The sequence below is a fragment of the Streptomyces sp. NPDC006207 genome, from assembly GCF_040613835.1.
Classification (GTDB): Bacteria; Actinomycetota; Actinomycetes; order Streptomycetales; family Streptomycetaceae; genus Actinacidiphila.
Genome location: NZ_JBEXSX010000002.1, coordinates 61,519 through 87,324, shown reverse-complemented (window position 1 = coordinate 87,324; position 25,806 = coordinate 61,519). Strand labels below are relative to the sequence as shown.

At 73.2% G+C, this 25,806-nt stretch carries 26 protein-coding genes; 10 read left to right on the top strand and 16 right to left on the bottom strand.

The window, feature by feature from the left end; translation table 11 throughout:
• Nucleotides 1-6 precede the first annotated feature (6 nt).
• The 4 genes from ABZ312_RS01850 to ABZ312_RS01835 all read right to left on the bottom strand — a co-directional run bounded on the left by ABZ312_RS01850 (nucleotide 7) and on the right by ABZ312_RS01835 (nucleotide 5,282).
• Nucleotides 7-1,113: an ADP-ribosylglycohydrolase family protein gene (locus ABZ312_RS01850; RefSeq protein WP_500331531.1), complete on the bottom strand. Its 1,107-nt coding sequence runs from the start codon at nucleotides 1,111-1,113 to the stop codon at nucleotides 7-9.
• 151 nt (nucleotides 1,114-1,264) lie between these two features.
• Entirely contained in the window at nucleotides 1,265-1,747 is a 483-nt protein-coding gene (locus ABZ312_RS01845) for a hypothetical protein (protein ID WP_500331533.1), read from the bottom strand.
• Nucleotides 1,748-1,764: 17 nt separating this feature from the next.
• Nucleotides 1,765-2,505, bottom strand: coding sequence for an SCO2400 family protein (locus ABZ312_RS01840; protein WP_500331576.1), 741 nt, complete (start codon nucleotides 2,503-2,505; stop codon nucleotides 1,765-1,767).
• 203 nt (nucleotides 2,506-2,708) lie between these two features.
• Nucleotides 2,709-5,282 (bottom strand): bifunctional FO biosynthesis protein CofGH, encoded by a 2,574-nt coding sequence (locus tag ABZ312_RS01835; protein WP_500331534.1) that lies wholly within the window; start codon nucleotides 5,280-5,282, stop codon nucleotides 2,709-2,711.
• Between the two features lie 123 nt (nucleotides 5,283-5,405).
• Between ABZ312_RS01835 and ABZ312_RS01830 the strand changes: the two genes are divergently transcribed.
• Entirely contained in the window at nucleotides 5,406-5,825 is a 420-nt protein-coding gene (locus ABZ312_RS01830; RefSeq protein WP_499512394.1) for a MerR family transcriptional regulator, read from the top strand.
• Entirely contained in the window at nucleotides 5,822-6,157 is a 336-nt protein-coding gene (gene trxA, locus ABZ312_RS01825; protein WP_500436178.1) for a thioredoxin, read from the top strand. The genes ABZ312_RS01830 and trxA overlap by 4 nt, the downstream gene beginning before the upstream one ends.
• A gap of 59 nt (nucleotides 6,158-6,216) precedes the next feature.
• Here the strand turns inward: trxA and ABZ312_RS01820 are convergent, their stop codons facing one another.
• The 3 genes from ABZ312_RS01820 to ABZ312_RS01810 form a co-directional block, all read right to left on the bottom strand.
• Nucleotides 6,217-7,749, bottom strand: a complete 1,533-nt coding sequence (locus ABZ312_RS01820) for a sodium:solute symporter family protein (RefSeq protein ID WP_500436176.1) — start codon at nucleotides 7,747-7,749, stop codon at nucleotides 6,217-6,219.
• A 281-nt stretch (nucleotides 7,750-8,030) separates the two neighbouring features.
• Nucleotides 8,031-8,816 (bottom strand): SDR family oxidoreductase, encoded by a 786-nt coding sequence (locus tag ABZ312_RS01815; protein WP_500331540.1) that lies wholly within the window; start codon nucleotides 8,814-8,816, stop codon nucleotides 8,031-8,033.
• 51 nt (nucleotides 8,817-8,867) lie between these two features.
• Nucleotides 8,868-10,061, bottom strand: coding sequence for an aminotransferase-like domain-containing protein (locus tag ABZ312_RS01810; RefSeq protein WP_500436174.1), 1,194 nt, complete (start codon nucleotides 10,059-10,061; stop codon nucleotides 8,868-8,870).
• A 106-nt stretch (nucleotides 10,062-10,167) separates the two neighbouring features.
• Between ABZ312_RS01810 and ABZ312_RS01805 the strand changes: the two genes are divergently transcribed.
• Nucleotides 10,168-11,013 carry a hypothetical protein gene (locus ABZ312_RS01805; protein WP_500436172.1) on the top strand — a complete coding sequence of 282 codons (846 nt, stop codon included), beginning with the start codon at nucleotides 10,168-10,170 and terminating at the stop codon, nucleotides 11,011-11,013.
• Between the two features lie 79 nt (nucleotides 11,014-11,092).
• Here the strand turns inward: ABZ312_RS01805 and ABZ312_RS01800 are convergent, their stop codons facing one another.
• The 3 genes from ABZ312_RS01800 to ABZ312_RS01790 form a co-directional block, all read right to left on the bottom strand.
• Nucleotides 11,093-11,302: a DUF397 domain-containing protein gene (locus tag ABZ312_RS01800; RefSeq protein WP_499512388.1), complete on the bottom strand. Its 210-nt coding sequence runs from the start codon at nucleotides 11,300-11,302 to the stop codon at nucleotides 11,093-11,095.
• 160 nt (nucleotides 11,303-11,462) lie between these two features.
• Nucleotides 11,463-12,320 carry a helix-turn-helix domain-containing protein gene (locus ABZ312_RS01795; RefSeq protein WP_499512387.1) on the bottom strand — a complete coding sequence of 286 codons (858 nt, stop codon included), beginning with the start codon at nucleotides 12,318-12,320 and terminating at the stop codon, nucleotides 11,463-11,465.
• Nucleotides 12,321-12,567: 247 nt separating this feature from the next.
• Nucleotides 12,568-13,278, bottom strand: a complete 711-nt coding sequence (locus ABZ312_RS01790) for a GOLPH3/VPS74 family protein (protein WP_026251155.1) — start codon at nucleotides 13,276-13,278, stop codon at nucleotides 12,568-12,570.
• Between the two features lie 483 nt (nucleotides 13,279-13,761).
• Here ABZ312_RS01790 and ABZ312_RS01785 point away from each other — a divergent pair, with 483 nt between their 5' ends.
• Nucleotides 13,762-15,993: a D-alanyl-D-alanine carboxypeptidase gene (locus ABZ312_RS01785; protein WP_500436170.1), complete on the top strand. Its 2,232-nt coding sequence runs from the start codon at nucleotides 13,762-13,764 to the stop codon at nucleotides 15,991-15,993.
• A 59-nt stretch (nucleotides 15,994-16,052) separates the two neighbouring features.
• Here ABZ312_RS01785 and ABZ312_RS01780 read toward each other — a convergent pair whose 3' ends face one another.
• Entirely contained in the window at nucleotides 16,053-16,241 is a 189-nt protein-coding gene (locus ABZ312_RS01780) for a hypothetical protein (RefSeq protein ID WP_500331548.1), read from the bottom strand.
• 74 nt (nucleotides 16,242-16,315) lie between these two features.
• On the bottom strand, nucleotides 16,316-17,533 hold the full coding sequence (locus tag ABZ312_RS01775) for a winged helix DNA-binding domain-containing protein (RefSeq protein ID WP_500436169.1): 1,218 nt from the start codon (nucleotides 17,531-17,533) through the stop codon (nucleotides 16,316-16,318).
• A 157-nt stretch (nucleotides 17,534-17,690) separates the two neighbouring features.
• Here ABZ312_RS01775 and ABZ312_RS01770 point away from each other — a divergent pair, with 157 nt between their 5' ends.
• On the top strand, nucleotides 17,691-18,116 hold the full coding sequence (locus ABZ312_RS01770) for an SsgA family sporulation/cell division regulator (protein ID WP_499512383.1): 426 nt from the start codon (nucleotides 17,691-17,693) through the stop codon (nucleotides 18,114-18,116).
• A gap of 52 nt (nucleotides 18,117-18,168) precedes the next feature.
• Here the strand turns inward: ABZ312_RS01770 and ABZ312_RS01765 are convergent, their stop codons facing one another.
• Together ABZ312_RS01765 and ABZ312_RS01760 are read right to left on the bottom strand one after the other, a co-directional pair.
• A complete protein-coding gene (locus tag ABZ312_RS01765; protein ID WP_500331552.1) occupies nucleotides 18,169-20,457 on the bottom strand; it encodes a heavy metal translocating P-type ATPase in 2,289 nt (762 codons plus the stop codon).
• On the bottom strand, nucleotides 20,454-20,663 hold the full coding sequence (locus ABZ312_RS01760; protein ID WP_500331554.1) for a heavy-metal-associated domain-containing protein: 210 nt from the start codon (nucleotides 20,661-20,663) through the stop codon (nucleotides 20,454-20,456). Before ABZ312_RS01760 ends, ABZ312_RS01765 begins: the two co-directional genes overlap by 4 nt.
• Nucleotides 20,664-20,946: 283 nt before the next feature.
• On the opposite strand from ABZ312_RS01760, the gene ABZ312_RS01755 reads away from it, so the two are divergent.
• Nucleotides 20,947-21,216, top strand: a complete 270-nt coding sequence (locus ABZ312_RS01755) for a hypothetical protein (protein ID WP_500331555.1) — start codon at nucleotides 20,947-20,949, stop codon at nucleotides 21,214-21,216.
• 689 nt (nucleotides 21,217-21,905) lie between these two features.
• Here the strand turns inward: ABZ312_RS01755 and ABZ312_RS01750 are convergent.
• On the bottom strand, nucleotides 21,906-22,301 hold the full coding sequence (locus tag ABZ312_RS01750) for a nuclear transport factor 2 family protein (protein WP_500331577.1): 396 nt from the start codon (nucleotides 22,299-22,301) through the stop codon (nucleotides 21,906-21,908).
• A gap of 258 nt (nucleotides 22,302-22,559) precedes the next feature.
• On the opposite strand from ABZ312_RS01750, the gene ABZ312_RS01745 reads away from it, so the two are divergent.
• Complete coding sequence (locus ABZ312_RS01745) at nucleotides 22,560-23,918, top strand: transaminase (RefSeq protein WP_500436167.1); 1,359 nt, start codon at nucleotides 22,560-22,562, stop codon at nucleotides 23,916-23,918.
• A 5-nt stretch (nucleotides 23,919-23,923) separates the two neighbouring features.
• Entirely contained in the window at nucleotides 23,924-24,364 is a 441-nt protein-coding gene (locus ABZ312_RS01740) for an Lrp/AsnC family transcriptional regulator (RefSeq protein ID WP_500331560.1), read from the top strand.
• A 13-nt stretch (nucleotides 24,365-24,377) separates the two neighbouring features.
• Here the strand turns inward: ABZ312_RS01740 and ABZ312_RS01735 are convergent, their stop codons facing one another.
• Nucleotides 24,378-24,599, bottom strand: a complete 222-nt coding sequence (locus tag ABZ312_RS01735) for a S1 domain-containing protein (protein ID WP_499512378.1) — start codon at nucleotides 24,597-24,599, stop codon at nucleotides 24,378-24,380.
• 138 nt (nucleotides 24,600-24,737) lie between these two features.
• On the opposite strand from ABZ312_RS01735, the gene ABZ312_RS01730 reads away from it, so the two are divergent.
• Both ABZ312_RS01730 and ABZ312_RS01725 read left to right on the top strand, forming a co-directional pair.
• Nucleotides 24,738-25,157 (top strand): hypothetical protein, encoded by a 420-nt coding sequence (locus ABZ312_RS01730; RefSeq protein ID WP_500436165.1) that lies wholly within the window; start codon nucleotides 24,738-24,740, stop codon nucleotides 25,155-25,157.
• Between the two features lie 62 nt (nucleotides 25,158-25,219).
• Nucleotides 25,220-25,804, top strand: coding sequence for an RNA polymerase sigma factor (locus tag ABZ312_RS01725; protein WP_500331564.1), 585 nt, complete (start codon nucleotides 25,220-25,222; stop codon nucleotides 25,802-25,804).
• The last annotated feature ends 2 nt before the right edge of the window (nucleotides 25,805-25,806 follow it).

The window sequence follows — 25,806 nt, the reverse complement described above, 5'->3', positions numbered from 1 at the left end:
CGGCGCTCAGGTGCCGGGGTAGCGCTCCAGCCACGCCGCGGACGCGCCGCCGGGACCGTGCAGCGCGGGGCCCTGCGTCATCTCCATGGCGAAGTCGTCGGCGAGCTGGAGGACGGTGCCCCGGCCCTCCAGTTCCGCGGTCCAGGCCGGGGGCAGGGCGGTCTCGCCGTGCTGCACGCCCAGCAGGTTGCCGCAGATCGAACCGGTGGAGTCGCTGTCCCCGGAGTGGTTGACCGCCAGCAGCAGTCCGTGCCGGACGTCCTCGGCGACCAGGGCGCAGTAGACGCCGACGGCGAGTGCCTCCTCGGCGGTCCGGCCCGCGCCCAGGGACTCCACCCGCTCCGCGCCGGGCAGCCCCTGGCGTACGGCGCCGAGGGCGGCCTGCAGTGCCACGGAGGTCTCCTCGTGCCCGGGGCGCGCCGCGATCAGGGCCAGCGTGTGCTGCACGGCGCCGTCCAGGGCCTCGCCGCGGGCCAGGCCGTGGACGATGACGGCGAACGCCCCGGCGGCCAGGACGCCGGTGGGATGACCGTGCGTCTGCGCGGCGCACTCGACGGCGAGCTGGAACACCAGTTGCGGCTCCCAGCCGACCAGCAGCCCGAAGGGCGCGGACCGTACGACCGCGCCGCAGCCCTTGGCGTCCGGGTTCTTGGGGTCGTCGAGGGTGCCCATCCGCTCGTCGCCGAGCCCGGTCAGGCAGGCCTTCCCGGGGCCGCGGCGCGCGTACAGCCACTCCTCGCGGGCCAGCCAGCCGGCGTCCTTGCGGCGCTCGTCGGGCCCCCAGTCGTTCTGGGTGGCCGCCCAGCGCAGGTGGGCCCGGTGCACGTCGGTGGGCGGGTGCCAGGCCCCGGCGTCGCGGCGCACCTGGGCGCGTATCAGGCCCTCGGCGGTGAACAGCGTCATCTGGGTGCCGTCGGTGACGGCCCCCCGCCGCCCGTACGCCGGGACGTAGTCGGTGACCCCGTCCTTCCCGTGCGCCTGCCGCAGGGCGGCCAGGGAGTCGGACTCGACGCCGGCGCCGAGGGCGTCGCCGATCGCACCACCGAGCAGACAACCGCGTACCCGGCTGCGGAAGTCCTGCTGCTCGGCACGCCCCCATATGGCCCCGACCATGTCCGACGCCTCTCTGCTCGACCCGACCAAGCACTGTAATCGACCCAGATCGGTCGGCTTCCGGTCACGACCGGAATGTGGTCGGTCACGCATCGGCGAAGGCCCCCGCTGCCGTGGCAACGGGGGCCTTCGAGGGGCCGGGGCCCGGGGGTCACCAGTTGCGGCCCTGCCACGCGGGCCGGGGGGCCTGGATGCCGCGGGTCCGTGCCCAGCGGGCCGCGCCCGCGAGCAGGGAGGTGACGATCAGCCCGATGAAGAGGTTCACCACGCAGGTGGCGAGCATCTCGTTGGAGCGGTGCAGGGCCAGCGGGATCACCACGGCGAAGAGGGTCAGCCCGGCCATGATCCAGCCGAAGAACAGCGTGGCGCGGGGCGTCGTGGTGAGGAGGACGCGCAGCAGGAGCGTCGCGGCGAGCGCGACGAGCGCTGCCCCGAGGACGTAGGCGGTGGCGGCGGCGTCGCGCCACAGCCCGTAGCCCTGCGGGGCGAAGAGCGGCAGCAGCAGGAATCTCTGCGCGACCAGGATGCCCGCCTTGGCCAGCAGGCCGGCGAGCACCGCGGTCAGGGCTCCGACGCCCCACAACCGCCAGGCGTGGACGCGGCGGCGGTCGTGGTCGGCGTAGCTGCTTGGCACGTGGGGTTCCTTTCCGGTCAGCCGACGCAGAGGACCAGGAGGCACAGCTGCATCGGTGACTTCGTTGCCGGCGGCGTGGGGGCCGCCGTCGTCGTGGGGGGTGTGGCCGGGACGTCCGCGGGGGAATGGGGGGCGGACGAGGGCGCGGTGGTGTGGGGGGCGGTGTCCGTGGGCGCGGGGACGGCCGCGACCGTGCCGGCCCGGGGACCGGTGTCGCCCTGCGGGGCGGTGTGCGCCGGCGCGGTCGTGCGCGTCCCGGTCGGCGCGGAGCGGGGCGCGTCGCCGCGCGGCGCGGTGGTGGCGGGGTGTGCGCGCTGACCGGGCCGGTGCGTGGCGTCGCCGCCGGGCTGCGCGGGGATCGAGGACAGCGGCAGGGTGCGGGCGGTGGCCGGGGTCAGGGTCTCCGCGGCCGCCGCCGTGTCGGCCCGGCTCTTGGAGCCGCCGTGCGGCAGCGCCGCGACGGTGAGGCCGCCGCCGACGAGTGCCACGGCCGTGGCCGCCGCGGCGCGCCGCCGGTTCTTCTTCCAGCGTTCCAGCTGCCGTCGCCGGGCCGCACGACCCTGCAGCGACGGGTCGGCGTCGTCCTGTTCGGTTCCGTCGGGGTCGTCCGGGGAGTCCGCGTCGCGGAGCCGCTCCCGTTCGGCGGCCGGGTCCGGGCCCTGCCACATGGGCGGTGCTATGTCGGGTGCGTACGCGCCGCACCCCGGACACACGAGAGCCCCGTTGAGATGCCGACGGCAAGAGGAGCAGTAGTCCATCTCCGAGTCTTTCTCTGCTGACAACGCCGCCGGGGGACGTCGGCGGCAGGTCCGCGCGCACGTTCACCGTGCAGGGCGGGACGGCCAGCAACGCTAACGACACCTCCCGAAGGAGGTGCGCAGCCTGTGTGACGCTTTTGGAGAGTTGCTCGGACTCTTTTGCAGAGGTTGCCGGGGGGCGCGGCCGGGGGCCGCGCCCCGGCTCAGTCCTCGAGGACGGGCAGCAGTTCGGGCAGGTGGCCGTCGGAGGCCAGGCCTGCGGCGATGCGTTCTGCGGGTACTTCGCCGTAGGTGGTGGTGCGCTGGCGGGCGGGGCGGCCGGCGGCGTCGGCGATGGCGACCAGGTCGCGGATGGAGCGGTAGGAGCCGTAACCGGAGCCCGCCATGCGGGAGATGGTCTCCTCCATCAGGGTGCCGCCGAGGTCGTTGGCGCCGGAGCGCAGCATCTCGGCGGCGCCGTCGGTGCCGAGCTTGACCCAGCTGGTCTGGATGTTGCGGATGTGGGGGTGGAGCAGGAGGCGGGCCATGGCGGTGACCGCGCGGTTGTCGCGCAGGGTGGGGCCGGGGCGGGCGATGCCGGCCAGGTAGACGGGTGCGTTGGTGTGGATGAACGGCAGGGTGACGAATTCGGTGAAGCCGCCGGTCTCCTGCTGGATCCGGGCGAGCAGGCGCAGGTGGGCGAGCCAGTGGTGGGGCTGGTCGACGTGGCCGTACATCATGGTGGAGGAGGAGGGCAGGCCCAGTTCGTGTGCCGTGGTGATGACCTCGACCCAGGTGGCGGCGGGTAGTTTGCCCTTGGTCAGGACCCAGCGGACCTCGTCGTCGAGGATCTCGGCGGCGGTGCCGGGGACGGAGTCCAGGCCGGCTTCCTTGGCGGCGCTCAGCCATTCGCGGAGGGACATGCCGGTGCGGGTGGCGCCGTTGACGACCTCCATGGGGGAGAAGGCGTGCACGTGCATGCCGGGTACGCGTTCCTTGACCGCGCGGGCGATGTCGAAGTAGGCGGTGCCGGGCAGGTCGGGGTGGATGCCGCCCTGCATGCAGACTTCGGTGGCGCCGAGCTGCCAGGCCTGTTCCGCCCGGTCGGCGACCTGGGACAGGGACAGGGTGTAGGCGTCGGCGTCGGTGCGGCGCTGGGCGAAGGCGCAGAACCGGCAACCGGTGTAGCAGACGTTGGTGAAGTTGATGTTCCGTGTGACGACGTAGGTGACCTCGTCGCCCACCGCGTCGCGGCGGACGTCGTCGGCGATCCGGCACAGCGCGTCCAGCGCCGCCCCGTCGGCGTGCAGCAGCGCGAGCGCCTCGGCGTCGGTCAGCTTCGTGGGGTCGTCGGCGGCCACGGACAGCGCGGTGCGCACGTCGGCCTCGATGCGGTCCGGGACCAGCCCGGGGGCGGCCTGCTCGCGCAGCGCCTCCCAGTCCCCGTAGACCTCGTCGAAGTCCTCCCGGCGGTCGCCTGTGCGTCCCTCGGTGTCGATGGTGCGGTGCAGGTCGGTGCGGCCGGCGGCGGTGAAGACCTCCTCCGGCTCCTGCCACGGACGGCCGGTGACCTCGGCGTCCTCGCGCGCCAGACCTGTGGCCGGGTCGGCCAGCGCCCGCACGTGCGGCAGCAGCCGCGGGTCCAGCCACGGCTCGCCGCGCCGGACGAACTCCGGGTACACGCAGAGCCGTTCGCGCAAGCGGAAGCCCACCTCCGCCGAGCGTGCCGCCAGCTCCTCGATCTGCGGCCAGGGCCGCTCGGGGTTGACGTGGTCCGGGGTCAGCGGCGACACCCCGCCCCAGTCGTCGATGCCGGCCCCGATCAGCCGGGCGTACTCCGCGTCCACCAGGTTCGGCGGTGCCTGGAGGCAGGCCGACGGCCCCATGATGTGCCGGGCGACCGCCACCGTGGCCACCAGGTCGTCCAGTTCCGCGTCCGGCATGCCGCGCATCGCGGTGTCCGGCTTGGCGCGGAAGTTCTGGATGATCAGTTCCTGGATGCCGTGGTACGACCGCGCGACGCGGCGCAGCGCGAACAGCGACTCGGCACGCTCCTCGTAGGTCTCACCGATGCCGATGAGCAGCCCGCTGGTGAACGGCACGGAGCTGCGCCCCGCGTCCTCCAGCACCCGCAGCCGTACGGCCGGTTCCTTGTCGGGGGAGCCGTAGTGCGGGCCGCCGGGCTCGCTCCACAGCCGGGTCGCCGTCGTTTCCAGCATCATGCCCATCGAGGGGGCGACCGGCTTCAGCCGCTGGAAGTCCGTCCAGCTCATGACCCCGGGGTTGAGGTGCGGCAGCAGCCCCGTCTCCTCCAGGATCCTGATGGACATCGCCCGCACGTACGCGATGGTGTCGTCGTAGCCGTGCGCGTCCAGCCACTCCCGCGCCTCCGGCCACCGCTCCTCCGGCTTGTCCCCGAGGGTGATCAGCGCTTCCTTGCAGCCCAGTTCGGCACCGCGCCGGGCGATCTCCAGCACCTCGTCCGGGGACATGAACATCCCGTGCCCGGCCCGCCGCAGCTTGCCGGGGACGGTCACGAAGGTGCAGTAGTGGCATTTGTCCCGGCACAGGCGGGTGAGCGGGATGAAGACGCTCTTGGAGTAGGTGATGATCCCGGGCCGTCCCGCCGCCTCCAGGCCCGCGTCCCGCACCCGGGCCGCGCTCTCCGTCAGGGCGGCGAGGTCCGCCCCCCGCGCCTGGAGCAGCACCGCGGCCTCCGCGGTGTCGAGCGCGACGCCGTCACGGGCGCGCCTCAGGGCACGGCGCATGCTGTTGGTGGTGGGCGGAGTGTGGGTCATCCTCCGAGGATAGGCGCGGCGTACGTCAGTCGGCGGTGTCGGGAGGATCACCGGGCCGCCGGGCCCCGACGGGGAATATCCGGGCTGGCCTTGACGTCCGCGTCAAGGTCTACCGTCGGGGGCATGCGGATCGGAGAACTCGCCGAACGGGCCGGGACCACCACCCGCGCCCTGCGCCACTACGAGTCGCTCGGCTTGCTGCGGGCCCGGCGCACGGGCAACGGCTACCGGGCCTACGACGAGCAGGACCTGCGACTGCTCCGGCAGATCCAGGCGCTGCGCGCCTTCGGCTTCGAACTGGAGGACACCCGGCCGTTCGTGGACTGCCTGCGGGCCGGCCACCCGGAGGGTGACTCCTGTGCCGCCTCGATCGACGTCTACCGGCGCAAGCTGGCCGAGCTCGACGAGTGCATCGACCGTCTGGGGGAGCTCCGCGAGCGGCTCGGCTCGCAGCTCGTCCGCGCGGAGCTGGCCTCGGCCGGGGGCACCTCCGAACCGCGCTGTGAGTTCAGCTGCGAGGCAGACGAGGGGAGTACGCGATGACGACGCACATCGAGGGCCTGACCGAGGTGACCGAGGCGACGTTCGCCGAGGAGGTGCTGGGGGCCGAGGGGCCGGTCCTGGTGGAGTTCACCGCCGACTGGTGCCCGCCGTGCCGCCAGATCGCCCCGGTCCTGGCGGAGGTCGCCCACGAGGAGGCGGGCCGGCTGAAGGTCGTCCAGCTCGACGTGGACCACAACCCGCAGGCGACGGCGGCGTACGGCGTCCTGTCGATGCCGACCCTGATGGTCTTCCGGTCGGGGGAGCCGGTGAAGTCCCTGGTGGGGGCGCGGCCCAAGCGGCGGCTGCTGCAGGAGCTCGCCGACGTCCTGTGAGCGGGCGGGCGCCCGGGCGGGTCCCGGGGCGGGTGAAGGCCCGCCCCGGGACCCGGCCGTCAGGCCTTCGCGGGCTCCTCGGGCAGGGTCGCGGCGGCGGCCGCGTCGTCCCCGTCCCCGTCGGAGTTGATCCGCGCCAGGACCGCGTCGCGCTCCGGGGTGTCCTCGGGCTTGACGAGGCCGATGAGCACGTACAGCACGAGGCTGACGGCGAGCGGCGTCACGATCTGGATCTGCAGCTGCACCCCGTCCAGGCCGTAGTTGGTGAGCCAGAAGGCGAACAGGCCCGCCGCCCAGGAGACCAGCGCCGCCGTCGGGCCGGACCTGCGGAACGTCCGCAGCAGGCCGAGCATGAACGGGATCGCGATCGGGCCCATCAGGCCGGCCACCCACTTGATGACGACGGTGATGATGTCCTTGAAGGTCGGCGAGTTGACCTGGGTGGCCACCGCCATCGACAGGGCGAGGAAGGCCACGGTGGTGAGCCGCGCCGCGAGCAGTCCGGCCCGCGCGTTCCAGCCGCGCGCCGCCTTGGACAGCACCGGGGCGATGTCCCGGGTGAAGACGGCGGCGATGGCGTTGGCGTCCGAGGAGCACATGGCCATGGTGTGCGAGAAGAAGCCGACGACCACCAGGCCCAGCAGGCCGTGCGGCAGCAGTTGCTCGGTCAGCAGGGCGTACGAGTCGGACGCGTCCGGCTTCTGCGCCTTCACCAGCAGCGGGGCGACCCACATCGGGAAGAACAGGATCAGCGGCCAGACGAACCACAGCACGGACGACAGCCGCGCCGAGCGCGTGGCCTCGCGGGCGTTGCTCGTGGCCATGTAGCGCTGGGCCTGGTTCCACATGCCGCCGTTGTACTCGAACGTCTTGATGAACAGGTACGCCAGCAGGAAGGTCAGGGTGTACGGGCCGGCGGTCGGGGCGGTGTGGTTGTCGGGCAGCTTGTCCCAGACCGTCCACAGCCCGCTGATACCGCCGATCTCGCCCAGCACCGCGACCAGCATGGCGAGGCCGGCCAGCAGCTGGATGACGAACTGGCCCAGCTCGGTGAGGGCGTCCGCCCACAGGCCGCCGACGGTGCAGTAGACGGCCGTGACGGCGCCGGTGATGAGGATGCCCTGGTTGAGGGAGACACCGGTGAAGACCGACAGGAGGGTGGCGATCGCCGCCCACTTGGCGCCCACGTCCACGATTTTGAGCAGCACGCCGGAGACGGCGAGTGCCTGCTGGGTCGGGACGTTGTAGCGGGTCTTCAGGTACTCCAGCGGCGAGGCCACGTGCAGCCGCGAGCGCAGCCGGTTGAGCCGGGGCGCGAAGAGGTTGGCCCCGATGGCGATGCCGATGGCGATGGGGAAGGACCAGGTGACGTACGAGGTGACGCCGTAGGTGTAGGCGATGCCGGCGTACCCGGTGAACATGACCGCGCTGTAGCCGGACATGTGGTGCGAGATGCCGGACAGCCACCAGGGCATGCGACCGCCCGCGGTGAAGAAGTCGCTGACGTCGTCGACGCGTTTGTGGGACCACAGGCCGATGGCGACCATCACGCCGAAGTAGCCGACGAGTACGGCCCAGTCGAGACTGTTCATGCGTTGTTGCCCCTTCCAGGGGTCCGCCTTGTGAACGGGAGCGCACTTCGCCGGTACGTCCGTCGCGGGGCGGCGCCCCAGATTGAACCGCCTGGAAAGGGACTGGTCAATACCATCGGTGTTCAAGGACATGAACACCGATCAGCGAGTAGAACGATTTTACTTGTTCTTGACCTTACTTCACGTTGTTGTGAACCTGCCCGGCGCCCCACGATGAGCGGGTACTTCGCCGGAACGACCGCACGTCGACCGGAGCCCGCCCGGGGCTCCGACCGTCCCTGTCAGCGCATCAGTTCGCCCGCGTTCACCAGCAGCGACTGCCCGGTGATCGCGCGCGCCCGGTCGGAGGCCAGGAAGACCGCGGCCTCCGCCACGTCGCCGTCCGTGGCCAGCTCCGGCAGCGCCATCCGGTCGGTGAGCCGGTGCAGCACCTCGTCCTCGGGCACGCCCTCGGTGTGCGCGGTGAAGCCGACGTAGGCCTGGACCGGCGGGCCCCACATCCAGCCCGGCAGCACGGTGTTGACCCGGATCCGCTCCGGGCCGAGTTCACGGGCGAGCGAGTACATCGCCGAGGTGAGCGCGCCCTTGGAGGACGCGTACGCCGCCTGACGCACCTGAGACGGCGCGGCCACGGCGGACTGGGTCCCGATGAAGACCACCGAGCCGCCGCCGCGCCCGCGCAGACCGGGCAGGCAGGCCCGGGTCATCCGCAGCGTGCCGAGCAGGTTGACGTCCAGTACCGTCTTCCAGGTCTCGAAGTCGGCATCGGCCAGACCGCCGAAGTGGCCGTCCATGGCGGCGACGTGGACGACCGCGTCGATCCCGCCGAAGCGCTCCTGCGCGAGGGCGGCCAGCGCCTCGCACTGCGCGGCGTCCTTGATGTCAGTGGAGCGCCAGGCGACGTGGGCGCCCCCGGGGTCGATCTCGTCCGCCGCCTTGGCGAGGTGGGCCTCGGTGCGGGCCCCGAGCACCGCGTTCCCGCCGTCGCGGACGACGGCCTGGGCGACGCGCTGTCCGAGGCCGGCCCCGACCCCGGACACCACCACGGTCTTGTCGCGCAGCAGCACGGCCCACCACCTCCACCCGGACGGATGAACTGACGGATCGTCAGAATAGGCTCACCCGCCCGCGATGGCCAGGGCCTTGGCGAGCCGGCGCAGCCCCTCCCCGATCTCGTCCGGGGTGTGCGTCACGAAGGACAGCCGCAGCGCCGCACGGTCGGGCTCGCCCGCGTAGAAGGGCGCCCCCGGCACGTAGGCCACGTCGTGGGCCACCACCTGGGGCAGCAGCTCCGTCGCGTCGTAACCGGCGGGCAGCCGGGCCCAGACGAACATGCCGCCTTTGGGCCGGTTCCACGTGCTGCCCTCGGGCAGCGCGCCGGGCAGCCCGGCCAGCAGGGCGTCCCGCCGCTCCCGGTAGGCGGCGCGGACCCGGGTCAGATGGGCGTCGAGGTCGGAGTCGGCGAGGTAGCGGGCGGCGGCGGCCTGGTCCACGGTCGAGGTGTGCAGGTCGGCGGACTGCTTGGCGACCACGCACGCCCGGCGCAGGGCGGCCGGGGCGCGCAGCCAGCCGAGCCGCATCCCGGGGGCCATGATCTTGGACAGGCTGCCGAGCAGGACCGTACGGTCGGCGGCCGCCTCGTGGGAGGCGATCCACGACTCCGCCTCGCCGTCGTAGCGCAGTTCGCCGTACGGGTCGTCCTCCGCGATCCACAACCCGTGCCGTTCGGCGATCAGGGCGACCGCCTGCCGGCGCTCGTCGGTCGTCGTGCGGCCCGTGGGGTTCTGGAAGGTCGGCACCAGGTAGAGCAGCTTGGCCTTCTCCCGGACGACGGCCAGTTCCAGGGACGTCGGGTCGATGCCGTCCGCGTCGGAGGGGACGGGCACCACGCGGGCGCCCGCGAAGGCGAAGCACTGCAGCGCCGCCAGGTAGCCCGGGTCCTCCACGAGGACGACGTCCCCGGGTTCCAGCAGGGCGGTGGAGACCAGGGCGAGGGCCTGCTGGGAGCCGCCGGTGACGAGCAGGTCGTCGGAGCCGGTGGGCAGTCCCGCCCGGCTGAGCCGGCCGGCGACCGCCGTGCGCAGCGCCGGGTCCCCCTCGGTGGTGGAGTACTGCAGCACCCGCTCGGGCGCCTCGGCGAGGACGCGGTCGTACGCGGCGCGTATCGCCGCGGCGTCGAAGAGCTCGGGGGCGGGCAGCCCGCCGGCGAAGGAGATCACCTCCGGGCGGGCGGTCAGCGCGAGGATCTCCCGTACCGGCGAGCCGCCGACGGAGGTGGCGCGGGTGGTGAGGCCGGGGACGGCGGCACGCATGACGGGCTCCTTCGCTGTGGGCGGGTGATCTCGCGGACCGTACACAGATGTGTCGGGCGTCGCCACGGGCTTCCATTTCTGACGCTCAGTCAGCTACACCGTATGCATGACCGAAGAAGACACCCGCAGCGAGGTCTACGCCGAACTGGCCTCCGTCGGCCCGTACGGCCCCGGCCTCGGCCACGCGCTCATCACCATGGTCGAGCCGCACCCCGGCCACGAGTACGCCTACAACCGCTGGTACGAGGACGACCATTTCATCGCCGGTGCCATGGCCATGCCCTGGATGTACGCCGGGCGCCGCTGGGTGGCCACCCGCGACCTGCAGTTACTGCGCTACCCGGAGAAGTCCGCGGTGGCCCGGCCCGTCACCGAGGGCTGCTACGTCACCGTGTACTGGATCACGGCCGGGCGCTACGCGGACCACATGAAGTGGACCGTCGCCATCAACCGGCGCCTCAACCGCGACGCCCGTGTCCACCACGACCGCACCCACGTCTTCACCGCCTTCCAGGACCACGCCGTCACCGTCTACCGAGACGGGCCGGCCGGTCCCCGGGACTTCCACGCGCTCGACCACCCCTACGCGGGGCTGGTCGTCGAGGTGGTCGACACCGACACCCCGCAGGAGTGCGACGCGCTGCTCGGCTTGCTGCGCGACCGCCACCTGCCGCGGCGGCTGACCGGCTCGCCCTCCGCGATGGTGACCGTCTTCCGTCCCACGCCGCTGCCGCTGGAGCGGATGTCGTACGTGAAGCAGGTCGAGGGCGTCGGCACCCGGCTCACCCTGCTGTGGTTCCTGCAGCGGGACCCGCGCGAGGTGTGGGAGGAGCACTTCACGGGGCTGGACGCCGAGGTGGCCGGCACGGGGCTCGGCCGGGTCGAACTCGTCGCGCCCTTCGTCCCCACGGTGCCCGGGACCGACACCTACGTCGACCGGTTGCGGGGGTAGGGCGCCGGGGTGGCAGTGAGCCCCCTCGGCCAGGACGGCGTGCCGGTCGAGAGGGCCCGTACGGATACTGCGTCGGTGCTCAGTCGAGGTCGTACGTCCCGTGGCCGACGTCCGCGACGAACGCCGCCCAGGCCTCGGGGGAGAAGGCGAGCGTCGGGCCGTCGGGGTCCTTGGAGTCGCGGACGTCGACGGCCGACGTCGTACGGGAGGCCACCTCGACGCAGGCGCCATTTCCCTGGGAACGGGTGGACTTGGTCCACGCCCTGGTGTTTCCGAGCTGAATAGCCATGATCGCTCCGAGCTTTCTTTTTTGTGCAGCTCTGACGTGATCGAAGCTACTCGCCAACATCACTGCCCACAGCGGCTATTACCCCCTACGGGTGGCATATTCCAGGAGGTCTTCCGCCTCACGGGACGCAGGTGTACTCTGCGGCATTCCCGCCGGGGGGTCAGCGTGCGTACTCCTTCGCGGCGTCCGCGATGAACTGCCGGCTCTGCTCCGCGCTGAGCGCCTGGGCCCGCAGGTGCTCGTACATCACGCTGTAGCCGTGCACGTCGGTCGGCTTCTCCAGGTACAGGTCGCTCGTGACGCCCTCGATGTAGACGACGCTGGAGTCGGTGGCGTCGGCGAACTCCAGGATCGCGAAGTTGCCGGACATGCCGGGGTGGGCCCCGGCGTCGTACGGCAGGACCTGGACCGTGACGTGCGCCTGGGTGCTCATCTGGGCCAGGTACTCCAGCTGTTCGCGCATCACGTCCTTGGTGCCGACGACACGGCGCAGCGCGGACTCGTCCATCACCACCCAGAAGCGCAGCGGCGAGTCCGGGTCGGTGACGCGCTCCTGGCGCCGCAGCCGGATCTCGATCCGCTTCTCGATCTGCTCGGGCGTGGCCTCGGGGAGCGTCCCCTCGATGACGGCCGAGGCGTAGTTGCGGGTCTGCAGCAGGCCCGGCACCACCAGGGAGTCGTAGACGCGCAGGGACTCGGCCTCGGTCTCCAGGCCGATGTAGACGCTGTAGGGGACGTCGCCGAAGGCGTGCCACCAGCCCTGCTGCCGGGACTCGCGCGCCATGTTCATCAGGGAGTCGACGAGGCGGCTGTCCTCGACCCCGTACACGCTGCACAGGTCGCGCACGTCGCGCTGGCTGATGCTCCGGCGTCCGTTCTCCAGCCTGCTGATCTTCGACTGGGAGACCAGCAGCCGTGCGGCGACCTCCTCCGCGGTCATCCCTTTCTGCTCGCGCAGCTTGCGCAGTTCCGAGCCGAGTCGGCGTCGCCTGACGGTCGGATTGACGTTGGCGGCCACGGGATGTGCACCTCCGGATTCCGGACTGGTCCGTGTTCTCTGCAGATATGTACTGCTGGTCAGCAGAGTGCCACTATCGGTCATCCCACCGCTGGGAATTGGTCATATGCTGCGCTCGTCGAAAGAGCGGACAAACGGCAACGCGCGGGGCGGCGGCCGGCCGGTGCCGGTCGCCGCCCCGCGCGCGGCGGTTGCGATGGGATCGCGGTCGTCACGGTGTCCGGGCCCTGCCGCCGGACACCCCGGGTCAGCGGACGCCGGCGCGGACCATGCCGTGGCCCGTCGCCCTGGCCGCCGCCGGACGCCCCTGGGCGGGGGCGCGCTTCGGCTGCGCGGCGGCACCGTTCTGCACGTCCATCACGGCGTGCGCGACGAGGCCGCCCATGGGGTCGTACCTGATCAGGTCACGGAGCCGCGATCGGGACGACCGGCCTTCGTTGCCCGGGTACAGGTGCTTGCCGAGCCCCACGGCATGGGCGATCGCGGCGAGCGCGGCGGTCCGCGGGTCCGGTGGCACCCCGGTGCGGATCGCACTGTCCAGCCGGGCCCTGATCTCCCGGCTGACCTCGCTGTCGGTCGCCTGATAGCGCGTGGTCGGCAGCACCCCGCACATCTGCCCCGGCACGGCGTGCACCATGCCGCACCGTTCCAGATGCGTGAGATACGTCTGGCGCAGCCCCAGGCGGGGCCCGCCGATCCAGTGGACGGCGCGCACGGGGCTGCCACGACGGCGCAGCAGTTCGAGCGCGGAGTCCAGGGTCGGATCTCCTGTCGGCCGTGGGTGCACCACGGCGATACGATCCCCGTCAGGGGCTATCCGTCCTGCGAGGGCCAGCTCCACTAGCTGTGCCCCGGCAAGACCGAGGTCGAGCGACTGCGGCTGCGCCGTGGTACCCGTGGCCGGGTCCAAGGCGAGAAGCAGTAGCTCCTCCGGAAGTGTTCTGCGGCTCCTGCCCATCCATGCCTCCCCGCGTGGATGAATGACAGGGTGACGCCTCTCACACCGGCCTGTCGAGAGCGCCTTGCCCGTTCGTGCGGGAACCGACTCATATGTCGTTCTCGTCTAGCACCGAGGGCGGCGGTGGCTCGCGGGGGGCCGTCGGCGTCCCACGGCGGGTCCCACGGCGGCTTCACAGCAGGGGCCTGGAAACTGGTGTAAGGGTGAGCGGGGCGCCGCGGCGGCGCACCGCACGAGTGTGGAGGAGGTCCGGTGGCGGGCGAGTCCCCCGGCAGGGCGGAGCAGCAGGAGTTGTCGGGGGAGGCGACCGGAGGCGGGGCGGTGGATCCGAGGCTGTCGGTCTTCCGCGGGGTCGTGGGAGCGCCCCGGGGCGCATCGGAACCGGCCACCGGAGACCCGGAGTTCGCGCCGGAGCCGCCCGAAGCGGAGGGCGTGCCGGAGCCGGATCGGAGTGCTTCCGCTACGCCGGATGACGGAGCGGACGTGGACGGCGAGCCGCAGGACGCTACGCCGGACGCGGAGGACGCCCCTCCGGCCGACGGCGCGGGGGACGATGCGGAATCCCGTACCGACGACGCAGTCGCCGAGGAGGCGGGCGCGGAGGAATCCGGGACGGACGGAGGCGAGGACGCGGCCGGGGACGAGGCCGGGGACGAGGCGGAGGCCGAAGCCGGCACCGAGGACGGCCCCGAGGGCCGGACCGAGGAGGACCGCACCGAGGACGCGGCCGCCGAGGACGGCGCCGCGGAACCCACCGCCGGCGGGACGCCCGTGGAGGAGCCCGCGGACGCGGTGGACGCGGAGGACACCGAGGCGCCCGAGGAGCCCGAGGAGTCCGCGGACTCCGGGGCCGAGCCGGAGGAACCTTCCGCCGCCGGGGAGACCGGGGCCGGCGAGGAGCCTTCCGCGGGGACGGACGAGCGGGCCGGGGCGGACGCCGAAGCGGAGCCCGGGGACGACGACGCCGGCGACGCGGGCGAGGAGACCCCGGACGACTCAACGCAGGACGCTCCCGGGGAGTCCCGCGACGCCACCCCCTCGGACGACCACGAGGGCGACGACGAGGGCGACGACGAGGACGACGACGCTGAGGGCCCCTCACAGGGCCCCGGAGACGTCAAGGGCGGACCCGGGGCGCGCGAGGCGTCCGGGGGCGGACACGACGGCCCCAGGGCCGGGGAGGGCACGCTCACGCTGCGCGCGCCCCGCACCGAGGGCGGCGGCACGCCGGTCAGGGACGGCACCCTGACGCTGCGCGCGCCCTCCGCGTCCGCGCCCGTCAAGGCGCCTTCCCGGCCGAGCGGAACGTTTGTCCCGCTGCGGACCGACGACCGCCCGGCCGTGGTCCCGCAGGCCCCGGCGCCCGTGGAGACCCCGCGGACCACGGAGCCCGGCGGCGGTTCGCGGACGAAGCAGATGCCGCTGCCCCCCGACCCCGACGAGCCGCTGCGGCTGCTGGCGGAACTGACGAACACGCCGCCGCCGCCGCAGACGCCGCTGCGCACGACCGTGCGGCGGATCAAGATCTGGACCCCGCTGGTCCTGCTGCTGATCGTGGCCTTCTGCGTGGCGCAGGCGCTGCGCCCGCTGCCCGAGCCGGAGCTGGACCTGACCGCCGAGACCTCGTACACCTTCAAGGGCGACGAACTCGCGCTCCCGTGGCCCAGCGAGGGCCAGGCCGTCGTCGAGGCCGAGGGACTGGGCCGCATGGGCGAGTTCGGCGAGCAGGTGCCGACGCCGATCGCGAGCGTCGCCAAGGTGATGACGACCTACGTCATCCTGCGCGACCACCCGATCAAGAAGGGCGGCAAGGGCGAGGCCGTCGAGGTCGACCAGAAGGCCGAGGACCAGTACCACAGCGGCGTGCAGGAGTCGGAGTCCGTCGTCCCCGTCACCGCCGGGCAGAAGCTCAGCGAGTACGAGGCGCTGGAGGCCGTCATGCTGCCCTCCGCCAACAACATCGCGCGACTGCTGGCCCGTTGGGACGCGGGATCGGAGGAGGCGTTCGTGAAGAAGATGAACGCCGCCGCCAAGGAACTCGGGATGGACGACACGACCTACACCGACCCGAGCGGGCTGGAGGCGACCACCGTCAGCACCGCGAGCGACCAGGTCAAACTGGGGCACGCGGCGATGAAGGACGAGGTCTTTGCGGAGATCGCCACCAAGATCCAGTACACGGACATCAACGGCGACGACCAGAAGAACTACAACCAGCTGGCCGGCTACCACGACATCGTCGGCATCAAGACCGGCACCAGCACCAAGGCCGGCGGCAACCTGCTCTTCGCCGCCTACCGCACGATCGGCGGCACCAAGCAGCTGATCGTCGGCGCGATGCTCGACCAGCAGAAGGCGCCGATCATCGACACGGTCCTCAGCCGCAGCAGCACCCTGATCGACGGCACGCGGGACGCGCTCGCCTCGGCCACGATCATCAAGAAGGGCGACGTCGTCGGCTACGTCGACGACGGCCTCGGCGGCCGCACCCCGGTGGTGGCCGGGAAGGACGTCACCGCGATCGGCTGGACGGGCCTCAAGGTCGACATCTCGGTGGAGACCGGCAAGGGGGGTCTGCCGCACTCGGCGCAGGCAGGTGACCAGGTCGGTGAGCTCGTCGTCGGCAAGGGCGACAGCATGATCCGGGTCCCGGTCGTGCTGGAGTCGGCCCTCGTCGAGCCCTCCTTCGGCTCGAAGCTGACCCGGGTCGCCTGACCCGGGTCGGCCCCCGCCCGCGGTGCGCGGGCGATCGGATGGACGGGCCGGCCGGACCGCTACACGTGATCCAGCCGGCCCGCCTTCGCCTCCTCGACCAGCGAGCGGAACTGCTCGGCGCTCATCCGCACCCGCTGCCCGAAGTCGTCGGTCAGCACGACCCGCTGGTCAGCCGGCGCCGTCGCGTCCACGTACAGCGTGGGACAGCCGCAGTCGCAGTTGCCGCAGAACACGGCCACCTGTTCCATCGGTCCACCTCCGCCCGGTCCGCGCCCGGCCGGTCACCGGGCGTCATGGGCGGCATACCCGGGGTGACGGTGTTTCAGGCCGGTGAAGCCGTCGAGGCCGCCGGGGACACCGAAGCCGCCCGGGCCGACAACTCGCGCTCCAGCGGGGTGCGGAAGCGGGGCGTGACGCGGACGGCGTCCAGCCACCCCCGCAGTCGCGCGGCCTCTTCCTCGATCGCGGCGACGGCCTCGCGGCCCGGGTCGCCGAAGAGCCGGTGGACGACCTCGCCGTCGGCGCGCTGCGCCCAGCCGCCGACGACCTGGCCGTTCCACCACACGGTCGGGCCGATGTTGCCCGAGCGGTCGAAGAGCGCCGCCCGTTCCCGTTCGTCCTGCGGCAGGTACCAGTCGCGCCGCTGCCAGCCCATCGGCGTCGGGTCCAGTGCGGGCAGCAGCGCCGCCCACGGTGGTGCCGGCGGGACCGGGTCGCCGTCGCCCGGCAGCACGTGGCCGGTCTCCCCGTCGAGCAGGACCTCTTCGGTGCCGAGCGCCGCCAGGGCCTTGCGGACCTCGGTCAGCGTCCAGCCCGTCCACCACTTCAGGTCGGCCTCCGTGCCCGGGCCGTACGCCGCCAGCCAGCGGCGCACCAGCTCGACGCGCGCCTCCGCGGTGGGCGGCGTCCGGATCACCGTGCCCGGCGCCCACCGGTACTGACTGCTCGTCCAGCCGCCCACCGGCCGTCTGCGGACGATCCGGCCCTCCGCCGCCAGCACCCGCAGGACGCGTGTCGACACCGCCTGGGTGGCCTCGTACGGCTTGCCGCGTGCCACCACGACCTGTTCGCGCAGCCGGGGCACGTCGGAGGCGAGCTGCGCGGCCGTCGCCTCGCCGCGTCCGGTCAGGGCGGCGAGCACGGACTCCTCCAGCTCCGCCAGCCACCGCTCGTCCCAGCCGCCGCCGTCGGCCAGGTGCTTGAGCAGTTTCCGCCGCTCCTGCGCGGCGATCGCCAGGGCCGCCGCGGAGAGCACCACCGGCGCCGAGGCGGTGGTGACCACGAACATCGTCCGCCGCATCGCGAGCAGCCGGGTCAGGCTCCGGTCCTCGTACAGGGCCCGGTCCAGGGCCGCGGCGCCGGGCTCGTGCATCCTGGCGGCGGCCGACACGTAGACCGTCGCCGGGTCCGTGCCGTGCAGCGCCACCAGCGACTCGGTGACTTCTTCGGGGGTCGCGGCCCGCCGTTCCGGCGTCAGCCGGTGCCGTACCGCCATGCGCCGCCGCCGCTCCTGCGCCCCCACCGTTCGTCGTGCGTCCATGGCTCATCGTGGCACGGCCCACCGACAGCGACTCCGGACGCCTGTGACGTACATCACGCAATCGGAGCCGGAAGTCGCGTAAGGACAGCGGCCGTCGGCGCTCTCCCGGTGGACCGGAACGCATCCGGAGCGCACCGCCCGCCTGCCGAGGAAGGCCATGCTGACCGACATCGACCACATCGTCAGGGCCCGTCTGCGCACCCCGCGCTCGGGGCCCCGGGGCCGGGAGATCACCGCGACCCTGCGCTACCGCCGCGACGACCCGCTCGCCGCCCGGATCACCTTCCCCGCGGAGGTCTCCCTCGACGGCGCCGAGGTGACCTGGGTCTTCGCCCGCGGGCTGCTCACCACGGGCCTGTACGAGCCCGCCGGGGAGGGCGACGTGCACATCCGGCCGAACGGGCCGGAGCACACCGCGATCGAGTTCCGCACCGACGAGGGCACCGCACTCGTGGAGGTGCGCACCTCCGGTCTGCGGAGCTTCCTGGCCCGGGTGTACGAGGCCGTGCCGCCCGGGCAGGAACTGCGCCACCTGGACATGGACGCGGTCATCGCCGCCTTGCTGGACACCGACGGCGAGTGACCGCCCCACGGCCGGTGGCCGCCCCCCACGGCCCCGGGGGCGGCCGTGGGGGTCAGCGCGCGAGCGGACGGAACCCGCGCAGGCGAAGCGAGTTGCCGACCACGAAGACCGAGGAGAAGGCCATCGCGGCGCCCGCGATCATCGGGTTGAGCAACCCGGCGGCGGCGAGCGGCAGGGCCGCCACGTTGTAGCCGAAGGCCCAGAAGAGGTTGCCCCTGATCGTGCCCAGGGTGCGCCGGGACAGCCGGATGGCGTCGGCGGCCACCCGCAGGTCGCCCCGGACCAGGGTCAGGTCGCTCGCCTCGATGGCGGCGTCCGTGCCGGTGCCCATGGCGAGCCCGAGGTCGGCGCGGGCCAGCGCGGCAGCGTCGTTGATCCCGTCGCCGACCATGGCGACGGACCTGCCCTCCCGCTGGAGCCGGGCCACGACGGCGACCTTGTCCTCCGGCATGACGTCCGCGATCACATCGGCGGCGTCGATGCCGACCTCGGCGGCGACGGCCCGGGCCACCGCCTCGTTGTCGCCGGTGAGCAGCACCGGGGTGAGGCCCAGTCCGCGCAGCATGCGGACGGCGTCGGCGCTGGTCGGCTTCACGGCGTCGGCGACGACGAGCACGGCACGGGCCCGGCCGCCCCAGGCGGCCGTGACCACCGTGCTGCCCCGGGCCTCGGCCTCGGCCTTCGCGCGGGCCAGCCCCGCCGGGAGCGGCTCGGGCAGTTCCTGGCGGCCCACCGTGACCTCGTGGCCGTCGACGGTGCCCTGGACGCCGAGTCCGGGCAGCGCGCGGAAGCCCGTGACGCCGGGCAGCGGGCCGGTGCGCTCCTCGGCCGCCCGGGCGACCGCGCGGGCGATGGGATGCTCGGCGGCGTGCTCCAGGGCGCCGGCCAGGCGCAGCACCTCGTCCTCCCGCTCGCCCTCGGCCAGGTGGACGGCGGTCAGGGTCATGGCGCCGGTGGTGACCGTGCCGGTCTTGTCCAGCACGATGGTGTCGACCCGCCGGGTGGTCTCCAGGACCTCGGGTCCCTTGATGAGGATGCCGAGCTGCGCGCCCCGTCCGGTGCCGACCATCAGCGCCGTGGGCGTGGCCAGTCCGAGCGCGCACGGGCAGGCGATGATCAGCACGGCGACGGCCGCGGTGAAGGCGGCGGTGGGGCCCGAGCCGTTGCCGAGCCAGAAGCCGAGGGTCGCGAGCGCGAGCCCGATGACGACGGGGACGAACACCGCGGAGATCCGGTCGGCGAGGCGCTGCGCCGCCGCCTTGCCGTTCTGGGCGTCCTCCACCAGGCGGGCCATCCGGGCCAGTTGGGTGTCGGCGCCGACCCGGGTGGCCTCCACGACCAGCCGGCCGCCGGCGTTCACCGTGGCTCCGGTGACGGCCCGGCCCGGCCCCACCTCGACCGGTACGGACTCGCCGGTGAGCATCGAGGCGTCGACCGCCGAGGTGCCCTCCCGTACGAGGCCGTCGGTGGCCACCTTCTCGCCCGGCCGCACCACGAACAGGTCGCCTACGGCCAGTTCGGCCGTGGGGACGCGCACCTCGCGCCCGCCGCGCAGCACGCCGACGTCCTTGGCGCCCAGTTCCATCAGGGCGCGCAGCGCGGCGCCCGCCCGGCGCTTGGAACGGGCCTCGAAGTAGCGCCCGGCCAGGATGAAGGCGGTGACGCCGGAGGCGACCTCCAGGTACAGGTTGGCGGAGCCGTGCCCCTGGGCGACGGTCAGCTCGAAGGGGTGCGTCAGGCCCGGCACGCCCGCGTCGCCGAAGAAGAGCGCCCAGACCGACCAGCCGAAGGAGGCCAGCGTGCCCATGGAGATCAGCGTGTCCATGGTGGTGGCGCCGTGCCGCAGGTTTGTCCACGCCGCACGGTGGAAGGGCCATGCCGCGTACGCCACGACCGGCGCGGCCAGGGTCAGCGACAGCCACTGCCAGTTGCGGAACTGCAGGGCCGGGACCATGGCCATCGCGATGACGGGCACGGCGAGCACGACGGCGGTCAGCAGCCGCTGCCGCAGCGCCGTGAGCTCGCCCGGCGCGGACTCCGGTTCCTCCCGCGACGCGTCGGTGACCGGCGGGGCGGGGAGCGCGGCGGTGTAACCGGTGGACTCGACGATGGCGATCACGTCGCCGACGCCGATCCCGTCCCCGAACGCCACCTTGGCCTTCTCGGTGGCGTAGTTGACGGTGGCCGTGACGCCGTCCACCCGGTTGAGCTTCTTCTCGATCCGGGCCGCGCACGAGGCGCAGGTCATCCCGCCGATCGCGAGTTCGAGCTCGGTGACGCCCGCAGGGGCGGCCTGCGCGGCGATCCGCGGGGTGACCTGCTGCTGATCCGGGACGGTCATGCCCGGCCGACCAGTTCGTAGCCCGCCTCGTCCACGGCGGCGCGGACGGCCTCCTCGTCCAGGGGGGCGTCGGAGTCGATGGTGAGCAGGCCGGTCTTGGCGTCCACCGTGATGCCGATCACACCGGGGAGGGTCGAGACCTCCTTGCTGACCGCGGACTCGCAGTGACCGCAGCTCATCCCGGAGACGCTGTAGCTGACAGACATGGGTTCTCCTCGTGCGTTCTGTGCGTGTTCCGGTGAACGGCGTCGGGCACCGTGCCGTCCACCCACCACCAAATTATACCCCCTAGGGGTATCGGGGAAGGGGAGGGTGGGGGAGCGGGGGGTGGTGTGGCGCGGGGTCCCGCGTGCCCGCGGGCGCACGCCACGATGCCGTCCATGACAACTCAGCCCGCGCCGCTGCGCCTTGACCCGCTCGGCCGCGACCAGCACGGGGAGAACGCCGCCCTGCGCGCCCTCGGCCCGGTCGCGCGCGTCGAGCTCCCCGGTGCTGTCCCCGCCTGGGCGGTCACGCGCCACGACCTGCTGCAGGAAACTGCCGGCGGATCCGCGCACGGCCAAGGACCCCCGCCACTGGCGCGCCCTCGCCGAGGGCGAGGTCCCCGAGGGCTGGCCGCTGATCACCTTCGTCACCATGCCGGGCATGATGACCTCCGGCGGCCCCGACCACCGGCGGTTGCGGGGCCTGGTCGCCCAGGCCTTCACTCCGCGCCGGGTCGCCGCGCTGCGGCCGCGCGTCGAGGCGCTCGCCGCGTAACTGCTCGACGGCCTCGCCGCCGCCCTCGCCGGGGCGGGCCCGCGGACCTGCGCGCCCACTTCGCCTACCCGCTGCCGATGCGGGTCGTCTGCGAACTGCTCGGGCTGCCCCGGGAGCGGCACGACGAGTGCCACCGGCTCTCTCGTTCACTGGTGAGCAGCGCCACCGGGCCGCAGGACGTCGTCGCCGACCAGCGTGCGCTGTACGTACGGGCGCTGCTCGACCACCCCGGGCAGCTGGACCTCGTCCGGCCGGGCCGGGCGAGCTGGAGCGCGGTCGCCGAGGAGACCCTGCGCCGGGACTCGCCCGTGGGCCAGTTCCCGCTGCGCCCGCGGTCGCAGACATCCCGGTCGGGGACACCGTCATCCCCCGGGGCGACGCCTTCCTCGCCTCCTGCGCCGCATCCGGACGCGCGATCCGGAGCGGCACGGCCCCGACGCCGACCGCTTCGACGTCACCCGCCCCGCCGGCCGCCACCTCACCTTCGGGTATTGGCCGCACCACTGCCTGGGCGCCGCGCCGGCCCGCCTGGAGGCGGAGATCGCGCTGCCCGCGCTGTTCGCACGCTTCCCGGCCCTGCGGGCGGCCGTCGCGCGCGGAGAGCCGGAGCCGTTGCGGTCGATGGTGAGCAACAGCGTGCAGGTCTTCCCCGTCACCGCGTGGGACCGGGCCCCGGGGCGCCTGCCCGCTCAGGACCAGAAGCGGTTGGCGGCGTCGAGGTCGCCCACGCACTCGTCCAGGTCCGTGATCCGGTCGCCGACGATGCGGAACACGATGCCGCCCGGCTGGTCGAGGTAGCCGCCCCCGCGCTCGGCCGTGAGGTGGTGGAGGGACATCGCGTGGCCCCGGCCGTCAACGAGCACCTGCCGCAACTGGACCCGCATGCTGCCGTCGGTCTCCTCGGCGAGCCTGCGGTAGTAGCCGATGATCTCGTCCCGGCCCTTGTAGTGACCGGCGAGCGGATGGTCGCCGGGGGAGTGGTGGGCCGCGTCCCCGGCAAGCAGTCCGGCCAGTGCGTCCATGTCGCCCCGGGTGAGCGCCGCGTACACCTTGTGGACCAGCATGGCGTGCGGGTGTCCCGCCATGGCCATCGCCGCCTTTCCCTGCCGTCCGTCCACCGACCGACACCAGCCACCCTGGCACCGGTCCCCGGCGGGCGCACCCGCTACGGCCGTGACGGATCTCCGGCCGGGCCGCCGGCTCCGCCCGGCAGGTGCGTGTGGCCCTCGCGCTGACCGTCGGATGGAGATTCGATAGCTCGCACGATCGAATCTGGCGCCGGGGGATGGATTGACAATGGAATCACGCGTATGGTCGGAGCCGTCCGTCGCCGAGGAGGCCCCATGTCCGTCGACCGCACCCGCCTGAAGGAACTGCTCGTCCGGGAGACCGCCGAGGCCGCCGCCCGCAACCCGAAGTCACGGGCCGCGTACGAGGCGGCCGACCACCTCTTCGGCCGGGTGCCGATGACCTGGATGAACAAGAACGCGGGAGCCTTCCCCCGGTACCTCGCCGGTGCCCGCGGCGCCCGTGTGACCGACATCGACGGCCACGAGTACGTCGACTTCTGCCTCGGCGACACCGGCGCCATGGCCGGGCACTCCCCGGAGCCCGTCGCCGCCGCGATCGAGCGCCGCTACCGCGAGCAGGGCGGCGCCACGGCGATGCTCCCCACCGAGGACGCCGAGTGGGTCGGCGCCGAACTGGCCCGCCGCTTCGGGCTGCCCCGCTGGTCGTACTCGCTGACGGCCACGGACGCCAACCGCTGGGCGATCCGGCTCGCCCGGGCCGTCACCGGACGGCAGAAGATCCTCTTCAACAGCTACTGCTACCACGGCAGCGTCGACGAGTCCCTGATCGTCACCGGCCCCGGCGGGCGCGGCGGGGCGAGCCGCCCCGGCAACGTCGGAGCGCCCTGCGACGTCACGCTGACCAGCCGTGTCGCGGAGTTCAACGACCTGGAGGGCCTGGAACGGGAGCTCGCCCACGGGGACGTGGCCGCCGTCCTGATGGAGCCCGCCCTCACCAACATCGGGATCGTGCTGCCCGAGCCCGGCTACCTGGCGGGCGTCCGCGAGATCACCCGCCGGCACGGCGTCCTGCTGATCAACGACGAGACCCACACCTTCTCCGCGGGGCCGGGCGGCGCCACCGCCACCTGGAACCTCGACCCCGACATCCTCACCATCGGCAAGGCCATCGCCGGCGGCGTACCGGCCGGTGCCTACGGCCTCTCCGCCGACCTCGCCGACCGCCTGCTGTCCCGCGGCGACCTCGACCTGGTCGACATGGGCGGCGTCGGCGGCACCCTCGCGGGCAACGCCCTGTCCGTCGCCGCCATGCGTGCCACCCTCGAACACGTCCTCACCGACGAGGCGTTCACCGGCATGTCCGCCCTCGCCGCCCGCTTCGAGCGGGGCGTCGCCGACGCCGTCGCCGCGCACGGCCTGCCCTGGTCCGTCAGCCGCCTCGGCGCCCGTACGGAATACCGCTTCGCCGCACCGGCGCCGCGCGACGGCACCGAGTCGGCGGCCGTCTCCGACCCCGAGCTGGAGGACTTCCTGCACCTGTGGCTGGCCAACCGCGGCATCCTCATGACGCCGTTCCACAACATGGCCCTGATGTGCCCGGCCACCACCGAGGCCGACGTCGACACCCACACCGCCCTCTTCGCCGGTGCGCTGGCCGAACTGGCAGGCTGAGCCCCGTGGACGACATCGACCGCGCCATCCTCCGTGAACTCCAGACCGACGGCCGCATCCCCTACGCGGACCTCGGCCCGAAGGTCGGGCTCTCCCCGTCCGCCGCCCGCCAGCGACTGCAGCGGCTCATCGACGGCAAGGTCGTGCAGGTCGTGGGCGTCACCGACCCCATGGCCATGGGCGGGCAGGCGATGGCGCTCCTCGGCGTCCGCGTGGACGGCGACCCGCGCGCGGTCGCGGACACGCTCGCCGCCCGGGACGAGGTCGTCTACGCGGTCCTCACCGCCGGGCCCTACGCCCTCTTCGCCGAGGTCGTCTGCCCGGGCCCGTCCGACCTGCTGGACTTCGTCAACGACGTCGTCAGGGCCGTCGAAGGGGTTGCGGGGGTGGACACCTTCCCGTACTTCGGCATCCACACCCACCGCTTCCTGTGGGACGTGGGCTGACCCGCGGGTCCGCTCAGCCCTTCGGGACGACCCGCAGGGCGCGGTAGTCGTACCCGTCCTGCGCGAATCCGGGCGCCTCCCACTCCAGGGCCACCGACTGGCCGGCGGACAGGGTGCGGAAGCCGTTCATCTCGATGTCGCTGTAGTGGGCGAAGCACCCCCCGGGCGTCTCGGGGCAGTCCAGCACGCCCCAGCCCTCTTCCTCGTACCACTCGCGTACGGTCGCGTTCGCCATGCCCGCAGCCTAAGCGCGTCCGCGCCACGGGGCCCCGTCGCCTCCGCCGCCCGGTGTAACGCTTTCGCGGCGCGCCGCGCCCCACTCAGTAGCCACACGCGTCACACGCGGACGGGGACGACGGAGCGAAGGGGCACGATGAAGCAGGACGTGAGCAATCCACCGGCGACGGTTCTGGGTCCTCGTCTCGCCGCGGATGTCGTGTCCATGGCCAGGGAGGGCTCCCGCGTCAGGCTCGACTACTCCCCGGCCAGCCTCGGCCTGGTCGACCGCGTCATCGAGGCGATCCGCGGCGAGCAGCCGCCCCTCCAGGCCGTCACCCCCACGCTCCGCGGCTTCGGCGCCTACACGGGCGAGGTGCTGGTCCGCACGGCCGGAGCGACCTGGGTGGACTTCGACGAGGAGCAGCGGGGTACATTCGGCCAGCCGTTCGGTATCCGGACGCCCGACGGAAGGGTGTGGAATCCGCTGGGCAAGGCCGTCAAGCGCTACGAGAACGGGCCGGTGGACAGCCTGCGCCTCTTCTGCCTCTCCGTGGCGGGCCGGGCCGAGGGGTGACGCCCGCCGCGCCGCGGCGCGGCAGACGGCGGCACGGGGCCGACGAGCACAAAGAGGACGCAGTGGGGAAGGCGGAGGTCCGCCGGCGCGGCCGGATGGGCGAGGAGGAACTGGGCGACGCGGTCCGGCGGGCCCGCGCCGGCGACGAGACGGCGTTCGGCGCCCTCTACCGGGAGGTCCATCCGATGCTCCTGGGCTACCTGCACGGCCTGGTCGGCGACGACGCCGAGGACGTGGCCTCCGAGACCTGGCACGACGTCGTACGGGACCTGCGCGGCTTCCGCGGCGGCGGCCAGGCCTTCCGGGGCTGGGCCGCCACCATCGCCCGGCACCGGGCCCTGGACCACCTCCGCCGGGCCAGGGCCCGGCCGCGCACCGCGCCCCTGGAGGAACGCACGGCCGAGCCCTCGACCCTCGAGGACGCCGGAGGCACCGCCCTGGAGAACCTGTCCACGCGGCGCGCGCTCGAACTGATCGCGGCCCTGCCGCAGGACCAGGCCGAGGCCGTGCTGCTGCGGGTCGTGGTCGGGCTCAACGCCCCCGCCGCGGCCAAGGTCCTCGGCAAACGCCCGGGAGCGGTGCGGACGGCCGCCCACCGGGGCCTGAAACGCCTCGCGGAGCGCCTCGACGGCGCCATGGAGAAGTGACG